We start from the raw sequence: 16,922 nt of genomic DNA, 5'->3' as shown, positions 1-16,922 counted from the left end.
GGGAGGTCGAACGTGACGTCCTGAGCCATGCGCTTCCTTCCGGGAGACGGCGATACAGAGCCCCCCCGGCCCTGCGAACGGGGGGCCGAAATGGCCACCCGTGCACTCGAACTCAGCTTCTATGGCCGAAAGTTGAACCGAGAAGCGGTACGAGACTGCCCAGAACCTAAACGATCAACACGAGACCTGTCCGTGATCTGTGTTACTGCTCATGCCTCCTGAGCTGCGTATACTCGCGCGCCCCCCACGTATGTCCGCGCGACCCGCGTCTCCGCGATCGCCTCGGTCGGCCCGTCGAACGGATCGCGGTCCAGCACCACGAGATCCGCGAGCGCTCCCACCCGCACCTGTCCGGTGTCGTCGAGGTGGTTCACATGGGCCGAGCCCGCCGTGTACGCCGTCAACGCCTCGGCGAGTCCGATGCGTTCGCCGGGCAGGAACACCGGCGTGTCGCCGCCGTCGGGAGCGACACGGTTGACGGCGACATGGATTCCCTGGAGCGGATCGGGGCTGCTCACCGGCCAGTCGCTGCCCGCGGCGAGCCGGGCGCCGGAGCGCAGCAGCGCCCCGAACGGGTACTGCCACGCGGCCCGTTCGGGCCCGAGGAAGGGGATGGTCAGCTCGTCCATCTGCGGTTCGTGGGCGGCCCACAGCGGCTGGATGTTCGCCGTGGCCCCGAGCCGCGCGAAGCGCGGCACGTCGGTCGGCTGGACGACCTGGAGATGTGCCAGGTGGGGCCGCGTGTCGCTGGGCCCGTTCGTGGCCCGCGCGGCCTCGATCGCGTCCAGCGCGTCGCGTACGGCACGGTCGCCGAGGGCGTGGAAGTGGCACTGGAAGCCGAGCGCATCCAACTCGGTGACGTACTGGGGTAGTTGACCGGCGTCGATGAAGCTGGTGCCGCGGTTGGCGGTGGCGCAGCCACACTTGTCGAGGTACGGATCCAGCAGGGCGGCGGTTCCGGTCTCGGCGACCCCGTCCAGCATCAGCTTGACGCTCCCCGCGCGGAAGCGGCCGTGGCTCGACGCGGCCCGCCGCTCGACCAGTTCGGGAATCTGCTCGGCACCGCGCTCGCGGTCCCACCACAACGCCCCGACGACGCGGGCGGTGAGCGAACCGTCCCGAGCGGCCGCCAGATACGCCTCCGACGGGTCGTCCATGCCGAGGAACTCGCCGACCAGCGCGTCCTGCCAGGCCGTGATGCCGAGCGCGTGCAGATGCCGCTGGGCGTGCAGCAGGGCCGCCAGCCGGTCGGCCGGGGTGGCGGGCGGAGTGAGCCGTCCGACCAGCTGCATCGCCCCCTCCTGCAACGTCCCGCTCGGCTCGCCCGAGGCATCCCGCTCGATGCGCCCGTCGGCCGGGTCGGGCGTGTCGCGCGTGATGCCCGCGAGCGCGAGGGCACGGCTGTTGACCCACGCGCCGTGGTGATCCCGGTTGGGGAGGTAGACCGGCCGGTCGGGCACCACCGCGTCCAGCAGCTCCTTCGTCGGCGTACCGTCCTCGAAGGCCTCCATCGACCAGCCGCCGCCGGTGATCCACTCCCGCTCGGGGTGCGCGTCGGCGTACGCGCGCACCGCGGCGAGGGTGTCGTCCGCCGTCTTCGCTCCGGTCAGGTCGCACTGGGTGAGCTCCAGCCCCGCCGGCACCGGATGCACGTGCGCGTCCTGGAACCCCGGCAGCAGCAGCCGCCCGGCGAGGTCCACCACCTCGGTCCGCGGCCCGGCTAGATCGTGCACCTCCTGATGTCCTACGGCCGTGATGCGGTCGCCGGTGACGGCCACGGCGGTCGCGGTGCGGCCCTCGGGGGTGAGGACGGGGCCGCCGGTGAAGAGAAGGTCTGCGTGCATGGTCCGTTTCCTGGTAGGCCCGGCGAGGCGGGGACGATGAGAGGGACAGGCGTGACTACGGGGAGGGGACGAGGAGGCTGGGCGCGTCCGCGTCGGTGCCCTTGCCGGTGCGGAAGTACGGCGACCTGCGCACCCACTTGGCCCACGCGGCGGCCACGAAGCCCGACGCGATCATCGCCAGGGGAGTGAACAACAGGAACCAGCCGTTGTCGGCGCTGACTTCGAAGTGGTCGGCGGAGGTGTAGAAGGACCAGCCGAGGTAGCCGCCGAGGCCGAGCAGGGTCGCCGCGCTCAGCGCGGGCAGCACCACCGCCCGTACGCCTTGCCGCCAGTCCTCACGCAGCAGCGAACGGAAGCGCACGGCGGCCGCGACGGCCGTGAGGGCGTACGACAGGGCCACCACGATGCCCACGGCACTCACCGTCGCCATGATCATGTCGGCCAGCCGCGGGATGATCAGCGCGAGCGCCGCGACCACCGCCGCGAGCGCGCCGATGAGCAGCGTTCCGGCGGCGGGAGTGCCGTACCGGGGGCTGACCTTGGACCACACCGGCCCGAGCGTACGGTCCCGGCTCATCGCGAACATCGCCCGGGCCGTGGGGATCACGCCGGCCTGCAGCGAGGCGACCGCCGAGAACATCAGGGCGACCAGGGGGAGCGCCGCCCATGGCTGGGACGCCAGCCGCTCGCCGAAGAAGGCCAGGCCCTCGGCGCCGTGGCCGACCAACTCCTCCTCGGACAGCACACGTTGGAAGGCGATCGAGCCGAGCAGGAACAGCGCCAGCATCGTGAACAGGGTGGTGATCCCGGCCCGGGACGCGTCGCGCGGGTCGCGCACCTCCTCGTTGATGCTGAACGCCGACTCGAAGCCCCAGTAGCAGAACACCGACAGCAGCATCCCCTGCGCGAGTGCCGTCGCCGACGGGATCGCGAACGGGTCGAACCAGCTCAGGCTGAAGTCGTGCGGGCCGGTGACGATGCCGTATCCGCAGAAGCCGAGCAGGACGACGTACTCGAAGACCAGCAGCCCGGCCTGCAGTCGCGCGGCGGCGCGGATGCCGGTCACGGCGGTCAGCGTGACCGCCACCAGGACCAGGATGCCGACCGCGGTCGTCTGCGCGGTCGAACCCGGGTCCAGCGCCAGAGTGCCCACCCGGTGCAGCCCGGCGTCCCCCGCGAGCTGGAGCAGGGCCGAGCCGGTGACCGCGGTGGTGTACGCCAGGAACGCCACCACGGCCACGATGTTCACCCAGCCGACCATGAAGCCGAGCCACGGAGTGAGGGAACGGCCCACCCACACATAGCCGTTGCCCGCGTTCGGCTCGACGCGGTTGAGGCGGGAGTAGGCGCCCGCGATGCCGAGGACCGGCAGGAACGCCAGCAGCATGATCGCCGGCAGATGCAGGCCGACCACCCCGGCCGTGACCCCCAGGCCGATGCCGATGCTGGTGGTCGCGGCCGTGCTGGACGCGGCGATGGCGATGCCGTCGAGGACGCCGAGGGACCTGCGCAGCGCGGGCTGCGCGGCTGGGTCCACGCTGTGGGGCTGGTCGGGCATGGCCGGTCTCCACTCGCACCGGGGGCCTGGGCGGCCCCGATGAGCGGACATGAAACTGTCCGGAGGGTTAACAGGTCAACGGTGTTGTCATAAGGTCTCGCCCATCGAGCCCGGCTTCCCAGCCCACGGAGGCGCCCATGACCGACCGTGTCGTCCCGCCCGCCGCGCGACAGCGCCGCCGCCCCACCAAGCAGGGCGTCGTCCTGTCCGGGGAACTGATCGTCGAGACGGCCCTGAGGCTCATCGAGGAGCACGGCGCGGACGCCCTCTCGGTACGCCGCCTCGGCCGCGCCCTCGGCGCCGACCCCAGCTCCCTGTACCGGTACTTCCGGCACACCGACGACCTGATGCTGACCATCGCCGACGAGCTCATCGGCCGGACGCTGCGCACCTGGCGCCCCACCGGCGACTGGCGCGCCGACCTGCGCGACCTCGGCCTGCGCATGCACGCGGGCGCGCTCGCCCACCCCCGCGCGGCGGTGCTGAGCTCGTACCGGGTGACCGGGCGGGCGTACGAGATCCAGGCCGTCGAGACCATCCTCGGCGTCCTGCGAGGCGCCGGCTTCCCCGACGCGGAGGCGGTGCGGATCTACCACGCCTTCGTCGACCAGGCACTGTCGTTCGGGGCCCTCGACGCGGCCGGCGCGGCGCTGCCCAAGGCCGCCCGGGAGGCGGAGACGGGCGTGTGGCGGGCCACGTACGCCCGGCTGCCCGCCGACACCCACCCACACATCGCCGCGACCGCCCGCCACCTCGTGGCGGACATGCGGCACAGCTCCTATCCGACGGCCCTGGACCTGCTGTTGAGCGCGGCGGCGGTGCGGCTGACGGAAATCCGGGACCGGACGGAAGCCTGACGGTCACACTGGAAACGTCCGTCGACAGTTGTTCTGTCATGTCCCGTCAGGAGGCCGCCCCCCGATGACCCGCCCGCCCGCACGCCCCGCCCAACAGCGCAAGCAGGACACCCTGAACCGACTGGAGCACGACGAGGACGTGTGGGTCGCCACGGCCGAGGTCGACGGGGGCGTGCCGTATCTCGTCCCGCTGTCCTACCTCTGGGACGGCTCCACCCTGCTGCTGGCCACGCCGGCCAACAGCCCGACGGGCCGGAACCTGAGGACGACCGGCAGAGCGCGCCTCGGTATCGGGCCGACCCGTGACGTCGTCATGATCGAGGGCACGGTCGACACGATCGCCCCTGCTCAACTGCCCAAGGAGGTGGCCGACCGGTTCGCGGCCAGGACCGGCTTCGATCCGCGTCAACTCGCCACGCCCTACCTGTACTTCCGCGTCCGGCCGCAGCGCGTGCAGGCCTGGCGCGAGGCCGACGAGTTGGACGGGCGCGAGCTCATGCGGGACGGAGAGTGGCTGGTCGCGGACTGAAATGACCCGGTCGGGACACCCGTGGGCCATAGGGCGGCGGGACAGGGACGACCCGCGCCCCGGACCTTTCGGAGGACTCATGCCACTGGTGAAAGCGGGCTTCGTGGTGCTCGACTGTGCCGAGCCGGAGAAGCTCGCCTTGTTCTACAGGGAACTGCTGGACGGTGAGCAGACGGAGGCGACCGCCAACCGCGTGGAGATCAGGGGCGCCGACGGCACCCGGCTGGCGTTCCGCCGCGACATGAACGCGACGCCGCCGAGCTGGCCGCGCCCCGAGAACTCCCTCCAGGCCCACCTGGACTTCGTGGTGGAGGACCTGGACGAGACGGAGCGCAGGATCGTCGGGCTCGGCGGCCGCCCCTTGGAGGCGAAGGACGCGGCGGGGCCGTACGAGGAGCGTGGCTACGCCGACCCGGCCGGCCACTCCTTCACCCTGCGCCGCGTCGCTCCTACGGCGCCGAAGCAGGGCTGAGCCTGGGCACCGGAAGGGCTTGCGGGAGCCCGGGTCGGGCGGCCTTCTGGAGGGTGGTCGGGACCGGCGGTCTTCTGGAGGGTGGTCGGGACCCGGCGGGTCTTCCGGAGGGTGGTGGGGACCGGCCGGTCGTCCGGAAGGTGGTCGGGACCGGCCGGTATCCCGTAAGTGCTCTCAGTCCCGCCCGCCCTTCTCGCTGACCGGCCATACACCCGTCGAGCGTTCGATCGCCTTCGCGCCCGTGCGGTCCGCCAAGCTGCGCGCCACCGCGAAGAGGGCACCCTGTACCGCTGCCGCCAGCAGGATCTCGCCCCAGCCGCGGTCCCGGTCCAGCGCGTCGGGGGCGTCCTCCTCATGTCGTATCGCCATCCATGTCTTGCGGAAGGCGAGACCCGCCAGCGCGCCGCTCGCCCAGCCGAGCGCGAATCCCAGGGGCTTGTAGGCAAGAGGAAGTGTCATCTTCTTCTGCTTGTTCTTCCTGGCCATGTGTGCCTGCTCCTCCTTCGTCCTCCCCGGTCAGGGCCGTCCCCGCGCCGGTACCCGCTCGGCCTCAGGGGCTGGCCCAGGCGGCGTCCCGTCGCCGAACGGCCTGCCGCCCAGCTCCTCACGATGGTGCGGCGTCAGCCAACCCGACAGATCCGGCCCGAGGGGCACGATGCCGGTCGGGTTGATGCCGCTGTGCACCTGGTAGTAGTGCCGCTTGATGTGGTCGAAGTCGACGGTGTCACCGAATCCGGGCGTCTGGTAGAGATCGCGGGCGTACGCCCACAGCACCTGATTCTCCGTCAACTTCCAGCGGTTGCACTTGAAGTGGCCGTGGTAGACGGCGTCGAAGCGGACCAGCGTGGTGAACAGCCGGATGTCCGCCTCGGTGATCGTGTCGCCGACCAGATAGCGCTGCCCGGCCAGGCGTTCGGCGAGCAGCTCCAGCCGCCGGAAGAGACGTGTGCACGCCCCCTCGTACTCGTCCTGGCCGATGGCGAAGCCCGCCCGGTACACACCGTTGTTGACGTCCTCGTAGACGTCCGCCATCACGTCGTCGATCTCGTCCCGTCGCGCCCTGGGGTACAGATCGGGCGCCCCGTCACGGTGCAGGGCCGTCCACTCGGTGGCGAGGTCGAGCGTGATCCGCTGATAGTCGTTGGTGACGAGCCGGCCGCTGGGCACGTCCACGATCGCGGGGACGCTGACGCCGCCGGGGTAGTCGCTCTCCCGCCTGTCGAAGGCCTCGTGGAGGAAGCGGATGCCGAGCACCGGGTCGCGGTCGTCGGGGTCCAGGGTGAAGCGCCAGCTGCGGTCGTCCTGGATCGGGTCGGCGATCGCCAGGGACACGGCGTCCTCCAGGCCGAGCAGCCGTCGGGAGATCACCGCCCGGCTCGCCCACGGACAGGCCCGGCTGACCACCAGACGATAGCGGCCCGCCTCCACGGGCCAGCCGTCCCGGCCGTCCGCGGTGATCCGGTCCGTGAAGTGGGCCTTCGACCGCTGGAACGACTTCCTCCCGTAGGCGGTGTTGCCCCCGCCGCTCATGACCGCGCTCCTCTCTGCCGCACGCCTCTGCCTTGTGGCCTGTGGCCTGTGGCCTTGTGGCGGATACCCGCCGGCCGCGTACCGGATTCCCGATCTCACGAGTCCTTTGATTCCTTTGATCCACCGAGTCCCCCGATTTCCGCCGACGGCACGGTGTGAGCCGCATCGACCGGGGGAGTCAGTGGAAAATGAGCAGGACGCCCAAGGCACCCAAGACGGATCGCAGGACCCGGGTCACGGTCCTGATTGCCCTCGCAGCCAACCTCGCCATCGCGGTCGCCAAGGCCGTCGGAGGCCTCGTCGCCCACTCGCCGGCGCTGCTGTCGGAGGCCGCGCACTCCGTGGCGGACAGCATGAACGAGGTCTTCCTGCTGGCCGCGCTGCGCCGCAGCCGCCGCCCCGCCGATGCCCGCCATCCCTTCGGCTACGGAAAGGAGCGCTTCTTCTGGTCGCTGCTCGCGGCCGTCGGCATCTTCGTGATGGGCGGCTGCTTCTCCTTCTTCCAGGGCGTCGAGGCTCTGCGTGGCGGCGCCGAGGAGAAGTTCGGCGGCTATGTGGCGGGCATGATCGTGCTCGGCGTCGCTTTCGTGGCCGAGGGGCTGTCGCTGGTACGGGCGCTGTACCAGGTAGGCCGGCAGGGCGGCGTGGTGGACGGGCTGCGCGACCCCGCCCTGCGCACGGTCGTCGCCGAGGACGCCACAGCGGTGGTGGGCGTGACCCTCGCCCTCACCGGCATGGCGCTGCACATGATCACCGGGCAGGTCGTGTGGGAGGCGTCCGCCTCACTCGCGATCGGCGCGCTTCTCGTCTACGTCGCCTACCGGCTCGGACGCGACGCCCGAGACCAGCTGATCGGGCAGGCCGCCGCCCCCGAGGCCGACGCCAGGATCCGCGCACTGTTGGAGGCGCAGCCGGAGATCGACAGCGTGGAGGCGCTGTTCACGATGCAGACGGGCCTGGAAACGGCCCTGGTGGCGGCCCGGGTCGATCTGATGCCCGGCCTCGACAGCGAACGGGTCGAGGAGGTAGCCGTCCGCATCAAGCGCTCCATCGGCCGCACCGTCGCCGAGGCCGACCAGATCTTCCTCGACGTGACCGAACGCTCCGCCCACGAGGCAGAGGGAAGCCCCGCCGCGACGGGGGAACGCGGCGGGGCCTGACGCACGTGTGCCCGGCGAACATGGGTTCATGCGTCCTGGGCGAGAAAATCTTTCCGAGCCCGACCAGCTCCATCCGAAGCACGAACAGAAGCACGAGCAGAAGCCCGGGTAGAAGGCCCAACGCGTGCCCGAGTGGAAGCTCAGCTGAAGCCTGAGCGGTGGCCCGAGTCGAAGGCCGAGTGCATGGCCGAGCGGAAGCCTCAGCTGAAGCTTGAGCGGCTGCCGAGTGGATGCCTGAGCGGAAGCCTCAGCGGGTGCTCGGGCGGAAGCTGGGTCGAAGCTTCCGCCGAAGCGCGAGCGGTGGCCCGAGTCGAAGGCCGAGTGCATGGCCGGGCGGAAGCCTCAGCCCAAGCCTGAGCGGAAGCCGAGTCGAAGCTTCAGCAGACTCCGCAGCTCCGCGAGGTCATCGTTCATGCCCTCCAACTCGCCGGGTGAGTCGACGGCCTGACGCGCGAGCAGAAGCCTCAGCTGAAGCTTGAGCGGCTGCCGAGTCGATGCCCGGGCCGAAGCCCCGGCGGGAGCTGAGTCGAAGCCCCCGCGGAAGCCCGAGCCGATGCCCCGCGGAAGCCCGAGCCAAGGCCCCCGCGGAAGCCCCAGCCGCCCCCGTCACTCCCCGTCGACCGGCTCCAACACGAAGACCGGGATCACCCGTTCCGTCTTCTCCTGGTACTCGGCGTACGGCGGATACGCCGCGACCGCACGCTCCCACCACTCGGCCTTCTCCGCGCCGGTGACCTCGCGGGCCCGCATGTCCCACTTCACCGGCCCGTCCTGGAGCTCCACATGGGGGTCGGCCTTGACGTTGTGGTACCAGACCGGGTGCTGGGGCGCCCCGCCCTGCGAGGCCACCACGGCATAACGCCCCTCGTGCTCGACGCGCATCAGCGGCGTCTTGCGGATCTTGCCGCTCTTGACACCCCGGGTGGTGAGCAGAATCACCGGCATCCCCGTGTTCATGAGGGTCGTGCCCTGGGTGCCGCCGGAGCTCTCGTACAACTCCACTTGGTCGCGCACCCACTTGGTCGGGCTCGGCTCGTACTCACCGTCAAGAGGCATGGCCTCGATCCCATCGTCGTGTGCTGGTACTGACTTACGTTCCTCTTCAACAACGGCCCACGCGTGATTCATCCTGCCGCGCCTACACGAGCATTCGCACGGCCAGCGTCAGGATCACGCCGCTCGACACCAGCGCCGTCACCAGGCGCCCCCGCCGCCCCGTCAGCACCCGCCCCAGCAGTGCCCCGCCCCCGGCGAGCAGCAACTGCCAACTCGCCGACGCGGCGAACGCGGCCAGCACGAACATGCCCTGTTCCAGGGGTGGTGCGGCAGCCATGGCGCGGGTCCCGAGCACGAGAGCCGCGAAGTAGATCACCGTGGTCGGGTTGAGCAGGGTGATGCCGAGCAGCGCCAGGTAGGCGCGGGCCGGGCTCGGGGGAGAGGGCGTGGAGCGGCCGGCGGTGGCGAGCCGCCGGCCGCGGTAGTGGCGTACGGCGATGACGGCGCCGCGTACCGCGAGGATCACCAGGACCAGGGCGGCGGCCCAGCGCAGCGGCACCAGTACCGGACGCAGCGCGGCGGCCAGCGCGGAGCCGCCGAGGGCGGCTGCGAGGGCGTAGAGCCCGTCGGCGGTCGCGACGCCGAGCGCGGCGCAGACCCCGGTCCGCAGGGACGTACGGGCGGTGAGGGAGACGAGGTAGGTCGCGACCGCGCCGACCGGGACGGCGATGCCGTAGCCCGCGATCAGCCCCGCGACGAGCGCCGCGGTCACGACGTGGGAAGCGTGGGCCTCCACGGACGGCCGGGCTGCTGCTGGAACCGCACCGGACGGACGGCGACGGGCGGCGGCAGAAAGGCGGTGGTAGTAGACATGGCCGGATTCTGCGGGTGGCGGATGCCCGCCCACAAGCGAATTTGGCCGGAGGACCGGACCGACCTCTCCACGACCGAAGCTCTGCACGACGATCTCCGGCCAGATTGCCCCTACGCCTGATCTGGCCGAACTTGACGTCGCCCCATTAGATGCCCTGGGCATCTAATGAAGATCGGCACAACGCACTCTTCGTCTGCGAGGTCTTCCATGACAGACACGACGAACATGACGGATGCGACTGACATGACGCATGCGACTGACATGACGGATGCGACTGGCATGACGGATGCGACTGGCATGACCGATGCCACGGACATGACGGATGTGACGGAGTCCCACACCGTCGCCTTCCCCCAGAACCGCACCTGTCCGTACCACCCACCCACGGCCTACGACCCCCTGCGCGACGCCCGCCCGCTGGCCCGCATCACCCTCTACGACGGCCGCCCGGTCTGGCTGGTCACCGGGCATGCCCTCGCCCGCACCCTGCTCGCCGATCCGCGGCTGTCCTCCGACCGCACCCGGCCCGGCTTCCCCACGCCCAACGCCCGGTTCGCGGCGGTCCGCAACCGGAAGACCGCGCTGCTGGGCGTCGACGACCCCGAACACCGGGTCCAGCGGCGGATGATGGTCCCCAGCTTCACGCTCAGGCGCGCCGCCGAGCTGCGCCCGGAGATCCAGCGGATCGTGGACGAACGGCTCGACGCGATGATCGCCCAGGGCGCCCCCGCCGAGCTGGTGGGCGCCTTCGCCCTGCCCGTCCCCTCGATGGTCATCTGTGCCCTGCTGGGCGTCCCCTACGCCGACCACGACTTCTTCGAGGAGCAGTCCCGGCGCCTGCTGCGCGGGCCCACGGCCGCCGACACCATGGACGCCCGCGACCGGATGGAGGCGTATTTCGCCCAGTTGATCGACCGGAAACAGAAACAGCCGGAGCCCGGCGACGGCGTCCTGGACGAACTCGTCCACCAGCAGCTGCGCGACGGGGAGCTGGACCACGAAGAGCTCATCGCCCTGGCGACCATCCTGTTGGTCGCCGGTCACGAGACGACCGCCAACATGATCTCCCTCGGCACCTACACCCTCCTCCAACACCCCGACCGCCTGGCCGAGTTGCGGGCCGACCCGGCGCTGCTGCCCGACGCGGTCGAGGAACTCATGCGGATGCTGTCGATCGCCGACGGCATGCTGCGGGTCGCCGTCGAGGACATCGAAACGGACGGCGGGTCGATCCGGGCGGGCGACGGCGTCGTCTTCTCGACCTCGGTCATCAACCGCGACGAGGCCGTCTACCCCGACCCCGACACCCTGGACTGGCACCGCCCCACCCGCCATCACGTCGCGTTCGGCTTCGGCATCCACCAGTGCCTCGGCCAGAACCTGGCCCGCGCCGAGATGGAGATAGCCCTGCGCACCCTCTTCGACCGGCTGCCGACCCTGCGCCTGGCCGTCCCCCCGGGGGCAATCCCGTTCAAACCCGGCGACACGATCCAGGGGATGCTGGAACTCCCCGTGACCTGGTAAGAGGCTCCGGTCATGGAAAACGAAACGCGCGAATCGCACGAAATGCACATCGACATCGACCACGACCTCTGCGTCGGCGCCGGCCAGTGCGCCCTCGCCGCCCCGTCCGTCTTCACCCAGGACGACGACGGCTTCAGCACCCTGCTGCCCGGCCGGGAGGACGGCGGCGGCGACCCGATGGTGCGGGAGGCCGCCCGGGCCTGCCCGGTCAGCGCCATCACCGTGTCGGAAACGGGGAGTTGACGCCGGGCGAGTCGAGCACGGCCAGGTCGAGCGCGCACAGCCGGGCGGGGTCGGCGATCACCTCGTAGGAGCTGCTCCGCCCGCCCCGCACGGTGGCCGTGACGACGTACAGCAGCCGTCCGCGCGGGGCGACGACCAGGCCCACCTCGCCGCCCACCAGCGCCGGCACCGCGAAGCGCGCCCGCTCGCGCATGAGCACCGTGCCCTCGGCGATCGCCCGGGCACCCCGCAGCTCCGTCGCCACGCCCGGCGGCAGGGCCGCGGGGCCGGCCCGGTGGACCGCGTCGGGCGCCGGCAGGCCGAGCAGTGTGCCCAGGTCACCGCCCCGCGCGGCGGCGAGAAACGCCTCGACGACCTGCCGGTGCCGGTCGAACTCGGCCCTTGGTCGCCGCCGAGCTGACCCGCATCGACGTCCTGCCCCGACTGGCCGGTCTGGAGCACCTCGCGGACGACTCCCTCAGCCGCGCCCGTGCGGCCGTCACGGAACTCGCCGCCGTCTGACTCACCGCGCCGCCAGCAGCGACCGCGCCGCCTCCCGGGCCTCCGTCGCCGGCCGTGTACTTCCCGTGATGCCGGCCGTGACCATGGCGCCCTCGGCCAGCAGGAACAGCGGCCCGGTCAGCGCGGCGGGCAGCCCTGCCCCGGCCACCAGCGAGGCGAGATAGTCGCGAAACGCCCGCTTGTGAGCCCGGACCTGGTCCGCCACCCGCTCGGAACGGGCGCCCAGCTCGCCGTACGAGTTGATCCACGCGCATCCGCGGAAGTCCGCCTCGTCGAACCACTCCTCCAGCCAGTCGAAGACGGCGAGGATCCGCAGCTCGGGGTCGGCTCGTCGCTCCACGTAGGTGGCGAGCTGCCCGCGCCAGCGCACGTCGCGCCGTTCCAGGTACGCCTCCACCAGCTGCTCCTTCGCCGGGAAGAGCTGGTAGAGCCGCTTCAGCGAGACCCCGGACGCGCCCCGGATGTCGTCCATGCCGACGGACTGGATGCCGCGCCCGTAGAACAGCCTCTCCGCGGCGTCCAGTGCCTGCTCCCGGGCGGTTGCGCTGTCCATGTACGACCACTCCTTGACGCGAGAACGAGCGTTCTCCTACGGTAGCAGTCACGCGGAGAACGCTCGTTCTCCCTTGCTCGCACCGCCACCCCGTGCCCGGAGGACGCCATGACCGCCCGCCCGCCCCTGCCGCCGTTCACCCGCGAGAGCGCCGCACAGAAGGTGCAGGCCGCCGAGGACGCCTGGAACACCCGCGACCCGCAGAAGGTGGCGCTCGCCTACTCGGCGGACTCGGTGTGGCGCAACCGCGACACCTTCGTCACCGGCCGCGCCGAGATCGTCGAGTTCCTCACCGCCAAGTGGGCGCGGGAGCACGAGTACGCGCTGCGCAAGGACCTGTGGGCCTTCGACGGCAACCGCATCGCGGTCCGCTTCCAGTACGAGTGCCGGGACCTCAACGGCCGGTGGTGGCGGTCGTACGGCAACGAGCTGTGGGAGTTCGACGAGCACGGGCTGATGACCCGGCGGGAGGCGAGCATCAACGACGTACCCATCGAGGAGAAGGACCGCCGGATCCACGGCCCGCGCCCCGAGGCCGAACGCGGCCTGTCCTTCCCGCTCGAGTAGCCGCCGTATCGGGCGGCTTGAGTAGGGTGCGCGGATGACCGAACAGGACCAGCGACCGCCCTTCCTCTACGTCGTCGTGAGCGCCGCCGGTATCGCCGCCGACGTCGGCAAGCTGATCACCGCCGCGCAGGAGCGCCAGTGGCACGTCGGGGTCATCGCGACGCCGCTCGCCATGAACGGTTTCTTCGACACCGCCGCCGTCGAGGCCCAGACCGGCCGCCCGATCCGTTCCGCCTGGCGTCGCCCCGGTGAACCGCGGCCCTTCCCGGAACCCGACGCCGTCGTCGTCGCCCCGGCCACCTTCAACACGATCAACAAGTGGGCCGCCGGCATCGCCGACACCCTCGCCCTGGGCACCCTGTGCGAGGCGTACGGCCTCGGCGTCCCCATCGCCGCCCTGCCGTGTGTGGCCGACGCGCTGGCCGCCCATCCCGCCTACCAGGACAGCCTGATACGGCTGCGGGGGATGGGCGTGCGCTTCGGGGAGCCGTACTCCGGCGAGGTGGGGGAGGACTGCGGGCGGCCGGAGTTCGGGTGGGAGCGCGCCCTGGACCTGCTGGACCGGTGACGGAACCGGCGTCGCCCGCACCCGACGACGTACGCTCCCTTGATACCCCACCCCGAAGGCAGGAGCAGCAACGATGCAGTACGTGAAGCTCGGTTCGACGGGCCTGGACGTGTCGCGGATCTGTCTGGGCTGCATGACCTACGGGCTCCCCGACCGCGGCGTACACGAGTGGACGCTCGACGAGGAGGCCTCACGACCGCTGATCCGGCAGGCGCTGGACGCCGGCATCAACTTCTTCGACACGGCCAACGTCTACTCCGACGGCACCAGCGAGGAGATCGTCGGCAAGGCGCTGCGCGAGTTCGCCCGCCGCGACGAGATCGTGCTCGCGACGAAGGTGAACGGCCGGATGCGGCCCGGACCCAACGGCGCCGGCCTCTCCCGCAAGGCGATCATGACGGAGATCGACCACAGCCTCAGCCGCCTCGGCACGGACTACGTCGACCTGTACCAGATCCACCGCTTCGACCCGCACACCCCGGTCGAGGAGACCATGGAGGCCCTGCACGACCTGGTCAAGGCCGGCAAGGTCCGCTACATCGGGGCGAGTTCGATGTACGCCTGGCAGTTCTCCAAGATGCAGTACACCGCCGAGCGGCACGGCTGGACCAAGTTCGTCTCGATGCAGAACCACTACAACCTCCTCTACCGCGAGGAGGAGCGCGAGATGCTGCCGCTCTGTGCGGACCAGGGCGTCGGCGTGCTCCCCTGGAGCCCGCTCGCGCGCGGCCGACTCACCCGGGACTGGGGCACGGTCACCGAACGCAGCGCCAACGACAACTTCGGCAGCGGGCTGTACGCCGACAGCGACCGGATCGTCGTCGAGGCCGTCACCCGCGTCGCGAACGAACGCGGCGTCCCCCGCGCCCAGATCGCCCTCGCCTGGCTGCTCCACCAGGACACGGTGGCGTCCCCGATCATCGGCGCCGCCAAGCCGTCCCACATCGAGGACGCGACGGCCGCAGTCGAACTCCGGCTCACCGAGAAGGAGTTGGAGGAGCTCCAGCGGCCGTATGCTCCGCATCCGATCATCGGTCACTGATCCTGACGGTCGTGTTCAGTGCGGCCCGTGCGGTGCGAACTCCGTGCCGCACGGCCCCGCGCCCTCGCTGTGCGGCAGCGCCACGCGGTCGCCGCTCATCGTCAGCGTGCGGTAGTACTCGCCGATCCGCTCGGCCGAACGCCCCACGTAGTGCCCGATGAACGACCGGCGAAAACGATCCTCCGTACGGTTGGGCTGCGAACCGTGCACCAGGCTGCCGTTGAAGAACAGGACGTCTCCCGGCTCCATGTCGACGGGTACGGCCTCCAGGCCGGGCGGCGGCGGGACGTACTCACGCGCGAACGACACGTCGGCGTCCGCCGTCTCCGGGCAGAACAGGTCCATGGCGTGGGTGCCGGGGACGACTTCCAGGCCGCCGTTGTCCCGGTCGATCACATCGCAGGCGATCCACGCCGCCACACACGTGCCCGGCTCGACGCGCAGATAGAAGTTGTCCTGGTGCAGCGCCTGCCCCCGGGCCCTGGGCGGCTTGAAGTAGAACATGCTCTGCGCGGCCAGCACCTCCTCCCCGAGCAGCACCTCCAGCACACCGCGCAGCCGAGCGTCGAGGAGCACCCGCAGCGACAGTTCGTCGATCTCGTGCGGCTGCATCACCCTGGGATACGCGCCCAACGGGTCGCCGTCCGACGGTCGCGGCTCGAAGTGCCCGGGCACCGGCCCGGCCGCGTGCAGCGCCGCGAACCGGTCGCAGAGCAGGCCGATCTCGTCGTGCCCGAACAGCCCGCGTGCGACCGTGAAGCCGTCGTCGCGGAACTGGCGGAGCCCGGTCTCGGGCAGGATGGGAGCGCCGTCGGCGCCGATGTCCGTGGCTGTCATGTGTCCACTCCTCGGTCAGGTGTCCTCGCCCCGGCCACGCTAGGCCGACACCCGCCCCAGGAGGATGACCGTGAGTGCTGACGGATTGCCCGAGACTGCCGCGGTCGGCGATCCCGCCCCGCCGCCGGGCCTGGTGGTGGTCGGGCGCTTCGACCGGCCGCAGGGGTACGGCGTCGACCGGCCGCGCGGCGCGGACAGCTGGCTGTTCACCTGGACGACCGGCGGCCGGGGCCGGCTGCGGCACGGGAGCATCGAGGCGCGGGCCGGGGCGGGGGACCTGGTGGTGCTCGCGCCGGGCGTCCCGCACGGCTACGGAGTCGAACCGGGCGCTGCGCACTGGGAGTTCTGGTGGGTGCACTGCCAGGCCCGCTCCTCCTGGCGGTCCTGGCTGCGCCCCTACGACACCGGCGAGGGGATGTACGTCGTCACGCCGACGCCGGATGCGGTGCACGGCCGCGTCGAGGCGGCCTTTCGCCGGATGCTCGCCGACGCCCGCTGGACGGGGACGGGCGCGCCGCCCGTCATGGCGCCGGGGGAGGAGCCGGTCGCGGTGGCGCACGGCACCGCGGCCCGCGAACTCGCCCTGTGCTCACTGGAAGAGGTCGTCCTGCTCACCGCCGGCACCGCGCGGACGCCCCCGTCCCACCCCGGCGTCGACGACCGGGTACGCCGGGCCGAGGCGCTGATCGCCGCCGATCCGGGTGCCCCGCACACGGTGCGCTCGCTCGCCGAGCACGTCGCGCTCTCGCCCTCCCGGTTCGCCCACCTCTTCACCCGGCAACTCGGACAGTCACCGATGCGCGCCCTGCGTGAGGCACGTCTGCAGCACGCCGCCCGGCTGCTGGAGAGCACCGGCCTGCCCGTGGAACGCGTGGCGGCCGCTTCCGGGTTCGCCAGCCCGTTTCACTTCAACCGGGTGTTCCGGGAACGGTACGGGGTGCCGCCCGGCGCGTACCGGGCAAGGGGCCCAATGGTTGGCGGATGACTTGTGAAGGCGGAGTGAAGGTGTATGCGTCCGTATGACCAGGCAAAAACGTCTGTGCGCGGCCGTTCAATGGTTTTCGCGGGTTCCCGGAGATCGCTGAGTGAATACCATTTCCGATTGTCCCGCTTGACGGTCCGTAATGGCCGCGATCGAGTGTTGACCGATCGTCAAACCCTGATCCCCGCATACGCAATGCACAAAAAACTGGAATCACTTGTTCCCTGTCGCTGACCTGTGCAAAGGTGTGCCTCGCTCCCACACGCCCCATGCTTCACAAGAGCC

General features: G+C 71.0%; 19 protein-coding genes. 10 read left to right on the top strand and 9 right to left on the bottom strand.

Annotated features, from left to right (window positions below):
- Positions 1 to 209: 209 nt before the first annotated feature.
- Together ACTMVF_RS36295 and ACTMVF_RS36290 are read right to left on the bottom strand one after the other, a co-directional pair.
- Positions 210 to 1,844 carry an amidohydrolase gene (locus ACTMVF_RS36295; RefSeq protein WP_441275319.1) on the bottom strand — a complete coding sequence of 545 codons (1,635 nt, stop codon included), beginning with the start codon at positions 1,842 to 1,844 and terminating at the stop codon, positions 210 to 212.
- Positions 1,845 to 1,899: 55 nt separating this feature from the next.
- Positions 1,900 to 3,402: an APC family permease gene (locus ACTMVF_RS36290; protein WP_441275318.1), complete on the bottom strand. Its 1,503-nt coding sequence runs from the start codon at positions 3,400 to 3,402 to the stop codon at positions 1,900 to 1,902.
- A gap of 137 nt (positions 3,403 to 3,539) precedes the next feature.
- On the opposite strand from ACTMVF_RS36290, the gene ACTMVF_RS36285 reads away from it, so the two are divergent.
- From ACTMVF_RS36285 to ACTMVF_RS36275, 3 genes are all read left to right on the top strand, one after another.
- A complete protein-coding gene (locus ACTMVF_RS36285) occupies positions 3,540 to 4,259 on the top strand; it encodes a TetR/AcrR family transcriptional regulator (protein WP_441275317.1) in 720 nt (239 codons plus the stop codon).
- A 64-nt stretch (positions 4,260 to 4,323) separates the two neighbouring features.
- Positions 4,324 to 4,788: a pyridoxamine 5'-phosphate oxidase family protein gene (locus ACTMVF_RS36280; protein ID WP_441275316.1), complete on the top strand. Its 465-nt coding sequence runs from the start codon at positions 4,324 to 4,326 to the stop codon at positions 4,786 to 4,788.
- A gap of 79 nt (positions 4,789 to 4,867) precedes the next feature.
- Positions 4,868 to 5,260 carry a VOC family protein gene (locus ACTMVF_RS36275; RefSeq protein ID WP_441275315.1) on the top strand — a complete coding sequence of 131 codons (393 nt, stop codon included), beginning with the start codon at positions 4,868 to 4,870 and terminating at the stop codon, positions 5,258 to 5,260.
- Between the two features lie 174 nt (positions 5,261 to 5,434).
- Here the strand turns inward: ACTMVF_RS36275 and ACTMVF_RS36270 are convergent, their stop codons facing one another.
- Positions 5,435 to 5,746, bottom strand: coding sequence for a DUF4235 domain-containing protein (locus tag ACTMVF_RS36270; RefSeq protein WP_441275314.1), 312 nt, complete (start codon positions 5,744 to 5,746; stop codon positions 5,435 to 5,437).
- Positions 5,747 to 5,776: 30 nt separating this feature from the next.
- Positions 5,777 to 6,790 (bottom strand): glutathione S-transferase family protein, encoded by a 1,014-nt coding sequence (locus tag ACTMVF_RS36265; RefSeq protein WP_441275313.1) that lies wholly within the window; start codon positions 6,788 to 6,790, stop codon positions 5,777 to 5,779.
- Positions 6,791 to 6,978: 188 nt separating this feature from the next.
- On the opposite strand from ACTMVF_RS36265, the gene ACTMVF_RS36260 reads away from it, so the two are divergent.
- Entirely contained in the window at positions 6,979 to 7,950 is a 972-nt protein-coding gene (locus tag ACTMVF_RS36260; protein WP_441275312.1) for a cation diffusion facilitator family transporter, read from the top strand.
- A 606-nt stretch (positions 7,951 to 8,556) separates the two neighbouring features.
- Here the strand turns inward: ACTMVF_RS36260 and ACTMVF_RS36255 are convergent.
- Together ACTMVF_RS36255 and ACTMVF_RS36250 are read right to left on the bottom strand one after the other, a co-directional pair.
- A complete protein-coding gene (locus ACTMVF_RS36255; RefSeq protein ID WP_441275311.1) occupies positions 8,557 to 9,006 on the bottom strand; it encodes a nitroreductase family deazaflavin-dependent oxidoreductase in 450 nt (149 codons plus the stop codon).
- A gap of 82 nt (positions 9,007 to 9,088) precedes the next feature.
- Complete coding sequence (locus ACTMVF_RS36250) at positions 9,089 to 9,718, bottom strand: LysE family transporter (protein ID WP_441275310.1); 630 nt, start codon at positions 9,716 to 9,718, stop codon at positions 9,089 to 9,091.
- A gap of 417 nt (positions 9,719 to 10,135) precedes the next feature.
- Here ACTMVF_RS36250 and ACTMVF_RS36245 point away from each other — a divergent pair, with 417 nt between their 5' ends.
- Positions 10,136 to 11,344, top strand: a complete 1,209-nt coding sequence (locus ACTMVF_RS36245; protein WP_441275395.1) for a cytochrome P450 — start codon at positions 10,136 to 10,138, stop codon at positions 11,342 to 11,344.
- 42 nt (positions 11,345 to 11,386) lie between these two features.
- Positions 11,387 to 11,587, top strand: a complete 201-nt coding sequence (locus ACTMVF_RS36240) for a ferredoxin (protein ID WP_403330872.1) — start codon at positions 11,387 to 11,389, stop codon at positions 11,585 to 11,587.
- On the opposite strand, the gene ACTMVF_RS36235 is transcribed toward ACTMVF_RS36240, so the two are convergent.
- Both ACTMVF_RS36235 and ACTMVF_RS36230 read right to left on the bottom strand, forming a co-directional pair.
- A complete protein-coding gene (locus ACTMVF_RS36235) occupies positions 11,562 to 11,831 on the bottom strand; it encodes a hypothetical protein (RefSeq protein WP_441275309.1) in 270 nt (89 codons plus the stop codon). The two genes, ACTMVF_RS36240 and ACTMVF_RS36235, sit on opposite strands and share 26 nt — an antisense overlap.
- A 258-nt stretch (positions 11,832 to 12,089) precedes the next feature.
- Positions 12,090 to 12,641 carry a TetR/AcrR family transcriptional regulator gene (locus ACTMVF_RS36230; RefSeq protein WP_441275308.1) on the bottom strand — a complete coding sequence of 184 codons (552 nt, stop codon included), beginning with the start codon at positions 12,639 to 12,641 and terminating at the stop codon, positions 12,090 to 12,092.
- Between the two features lie 108 nt (positions 12,642 to 12,749).
- Between ACTMVF_RS36230 and ACTMVF_RS36225 the strand changes: the two genes are divergently transcribed.
- From ACTMVF_RS36225 to ACTMVF_RS36215, 3 genes are all read left to right on the top strand, one after another.
- Positions 12,750 to 13,208 carry a nuclear transport factor 2 family protein gene (locus ACTMVF_RS36225; RefSeq protein ID WP_441275307.1) on the top strand — a complete coding sequence of 153 codons (459 nt, stop codon included), beginning with the start codon at positions 12,750 to 12,752 and terminating at the stop codon, positions 13,206 to 13,208.
- Positions 13,209 to 13,242: 34 nt separating this feature from the next.
- Positions 13,243 to 13,776, top strand: a complete 534-nt coding sequence (locus ACTMVF_RS36220) for a flavoprotein (protein ID WP_441275306.1) — start codon at positions 13,243 to 13,245, stop codon at positions 13,774 to 13,776.
- 73 nt (positions 13,777 to 13,849) lie between these two features.
- On the top strand, positions 13,850 to 14,818 hold the full coding sequence (locus ACTMVF_RS36215; protein ID WP_441275305.1) for an aldo/keto reductase: 969 nt from the start codon (positions 13,850 to 13,852) through the stop codon (positions 14,816 to 14,818).
- A gap of 15 nt (positions 14,819 to 14,833) precedes the next feature.
- Here the strand turns inward: ACTMVF_RS36215 and ACTMVF_RS36210 are convergent, their stop codons facing one another.
- The gene (locus ACTMVF_RS36210) at positions 14,834 to 15,655 is read right to left on the bottom strand and encodes a phytanoyl-CoA dioxygenase family protein (RefSeq protein WP_441275304.1); all 822 of its coding nucleotides are present in this window, start codon (positions 15,653 to 15,655) and stop codon (positions 14,834 to 14,836) included.
- Positions 15,656 to 15,719: 64 nt separating this feature from the next.
- Between ACTMVF_RS36210 and ACTMVF_RS36205 the strand changes: the two genes are divergently transcribed.
- Positions 15,720 to 16,640 (top strand): helix-turn-helix domain-containing protein, encoded by a 921-nt coding sequence (locus tag ACTMVF_RS36205; RefSeq protein ID WP_441275303.1) that lies wholly within the window; start codon positions 15,720 to 15,722, stop codon positions 16,638 to 16,640.
- Positions 16,641 to 16,922: the final 282 nt, after the last annotated feature.

It is taken from the genome of Streptomyces sp. SD31, from assembly GCF_052068475.1.
Taxonomy (GTDB): domain Bacteria; phylum Actinomycetota; class Actinomycetes; order Streptomycetales; family Streptomycetaceae; genus Streptomyces.
This window is presented reverse-complemented; position numbering and strand designations above follow the sequence as displayed.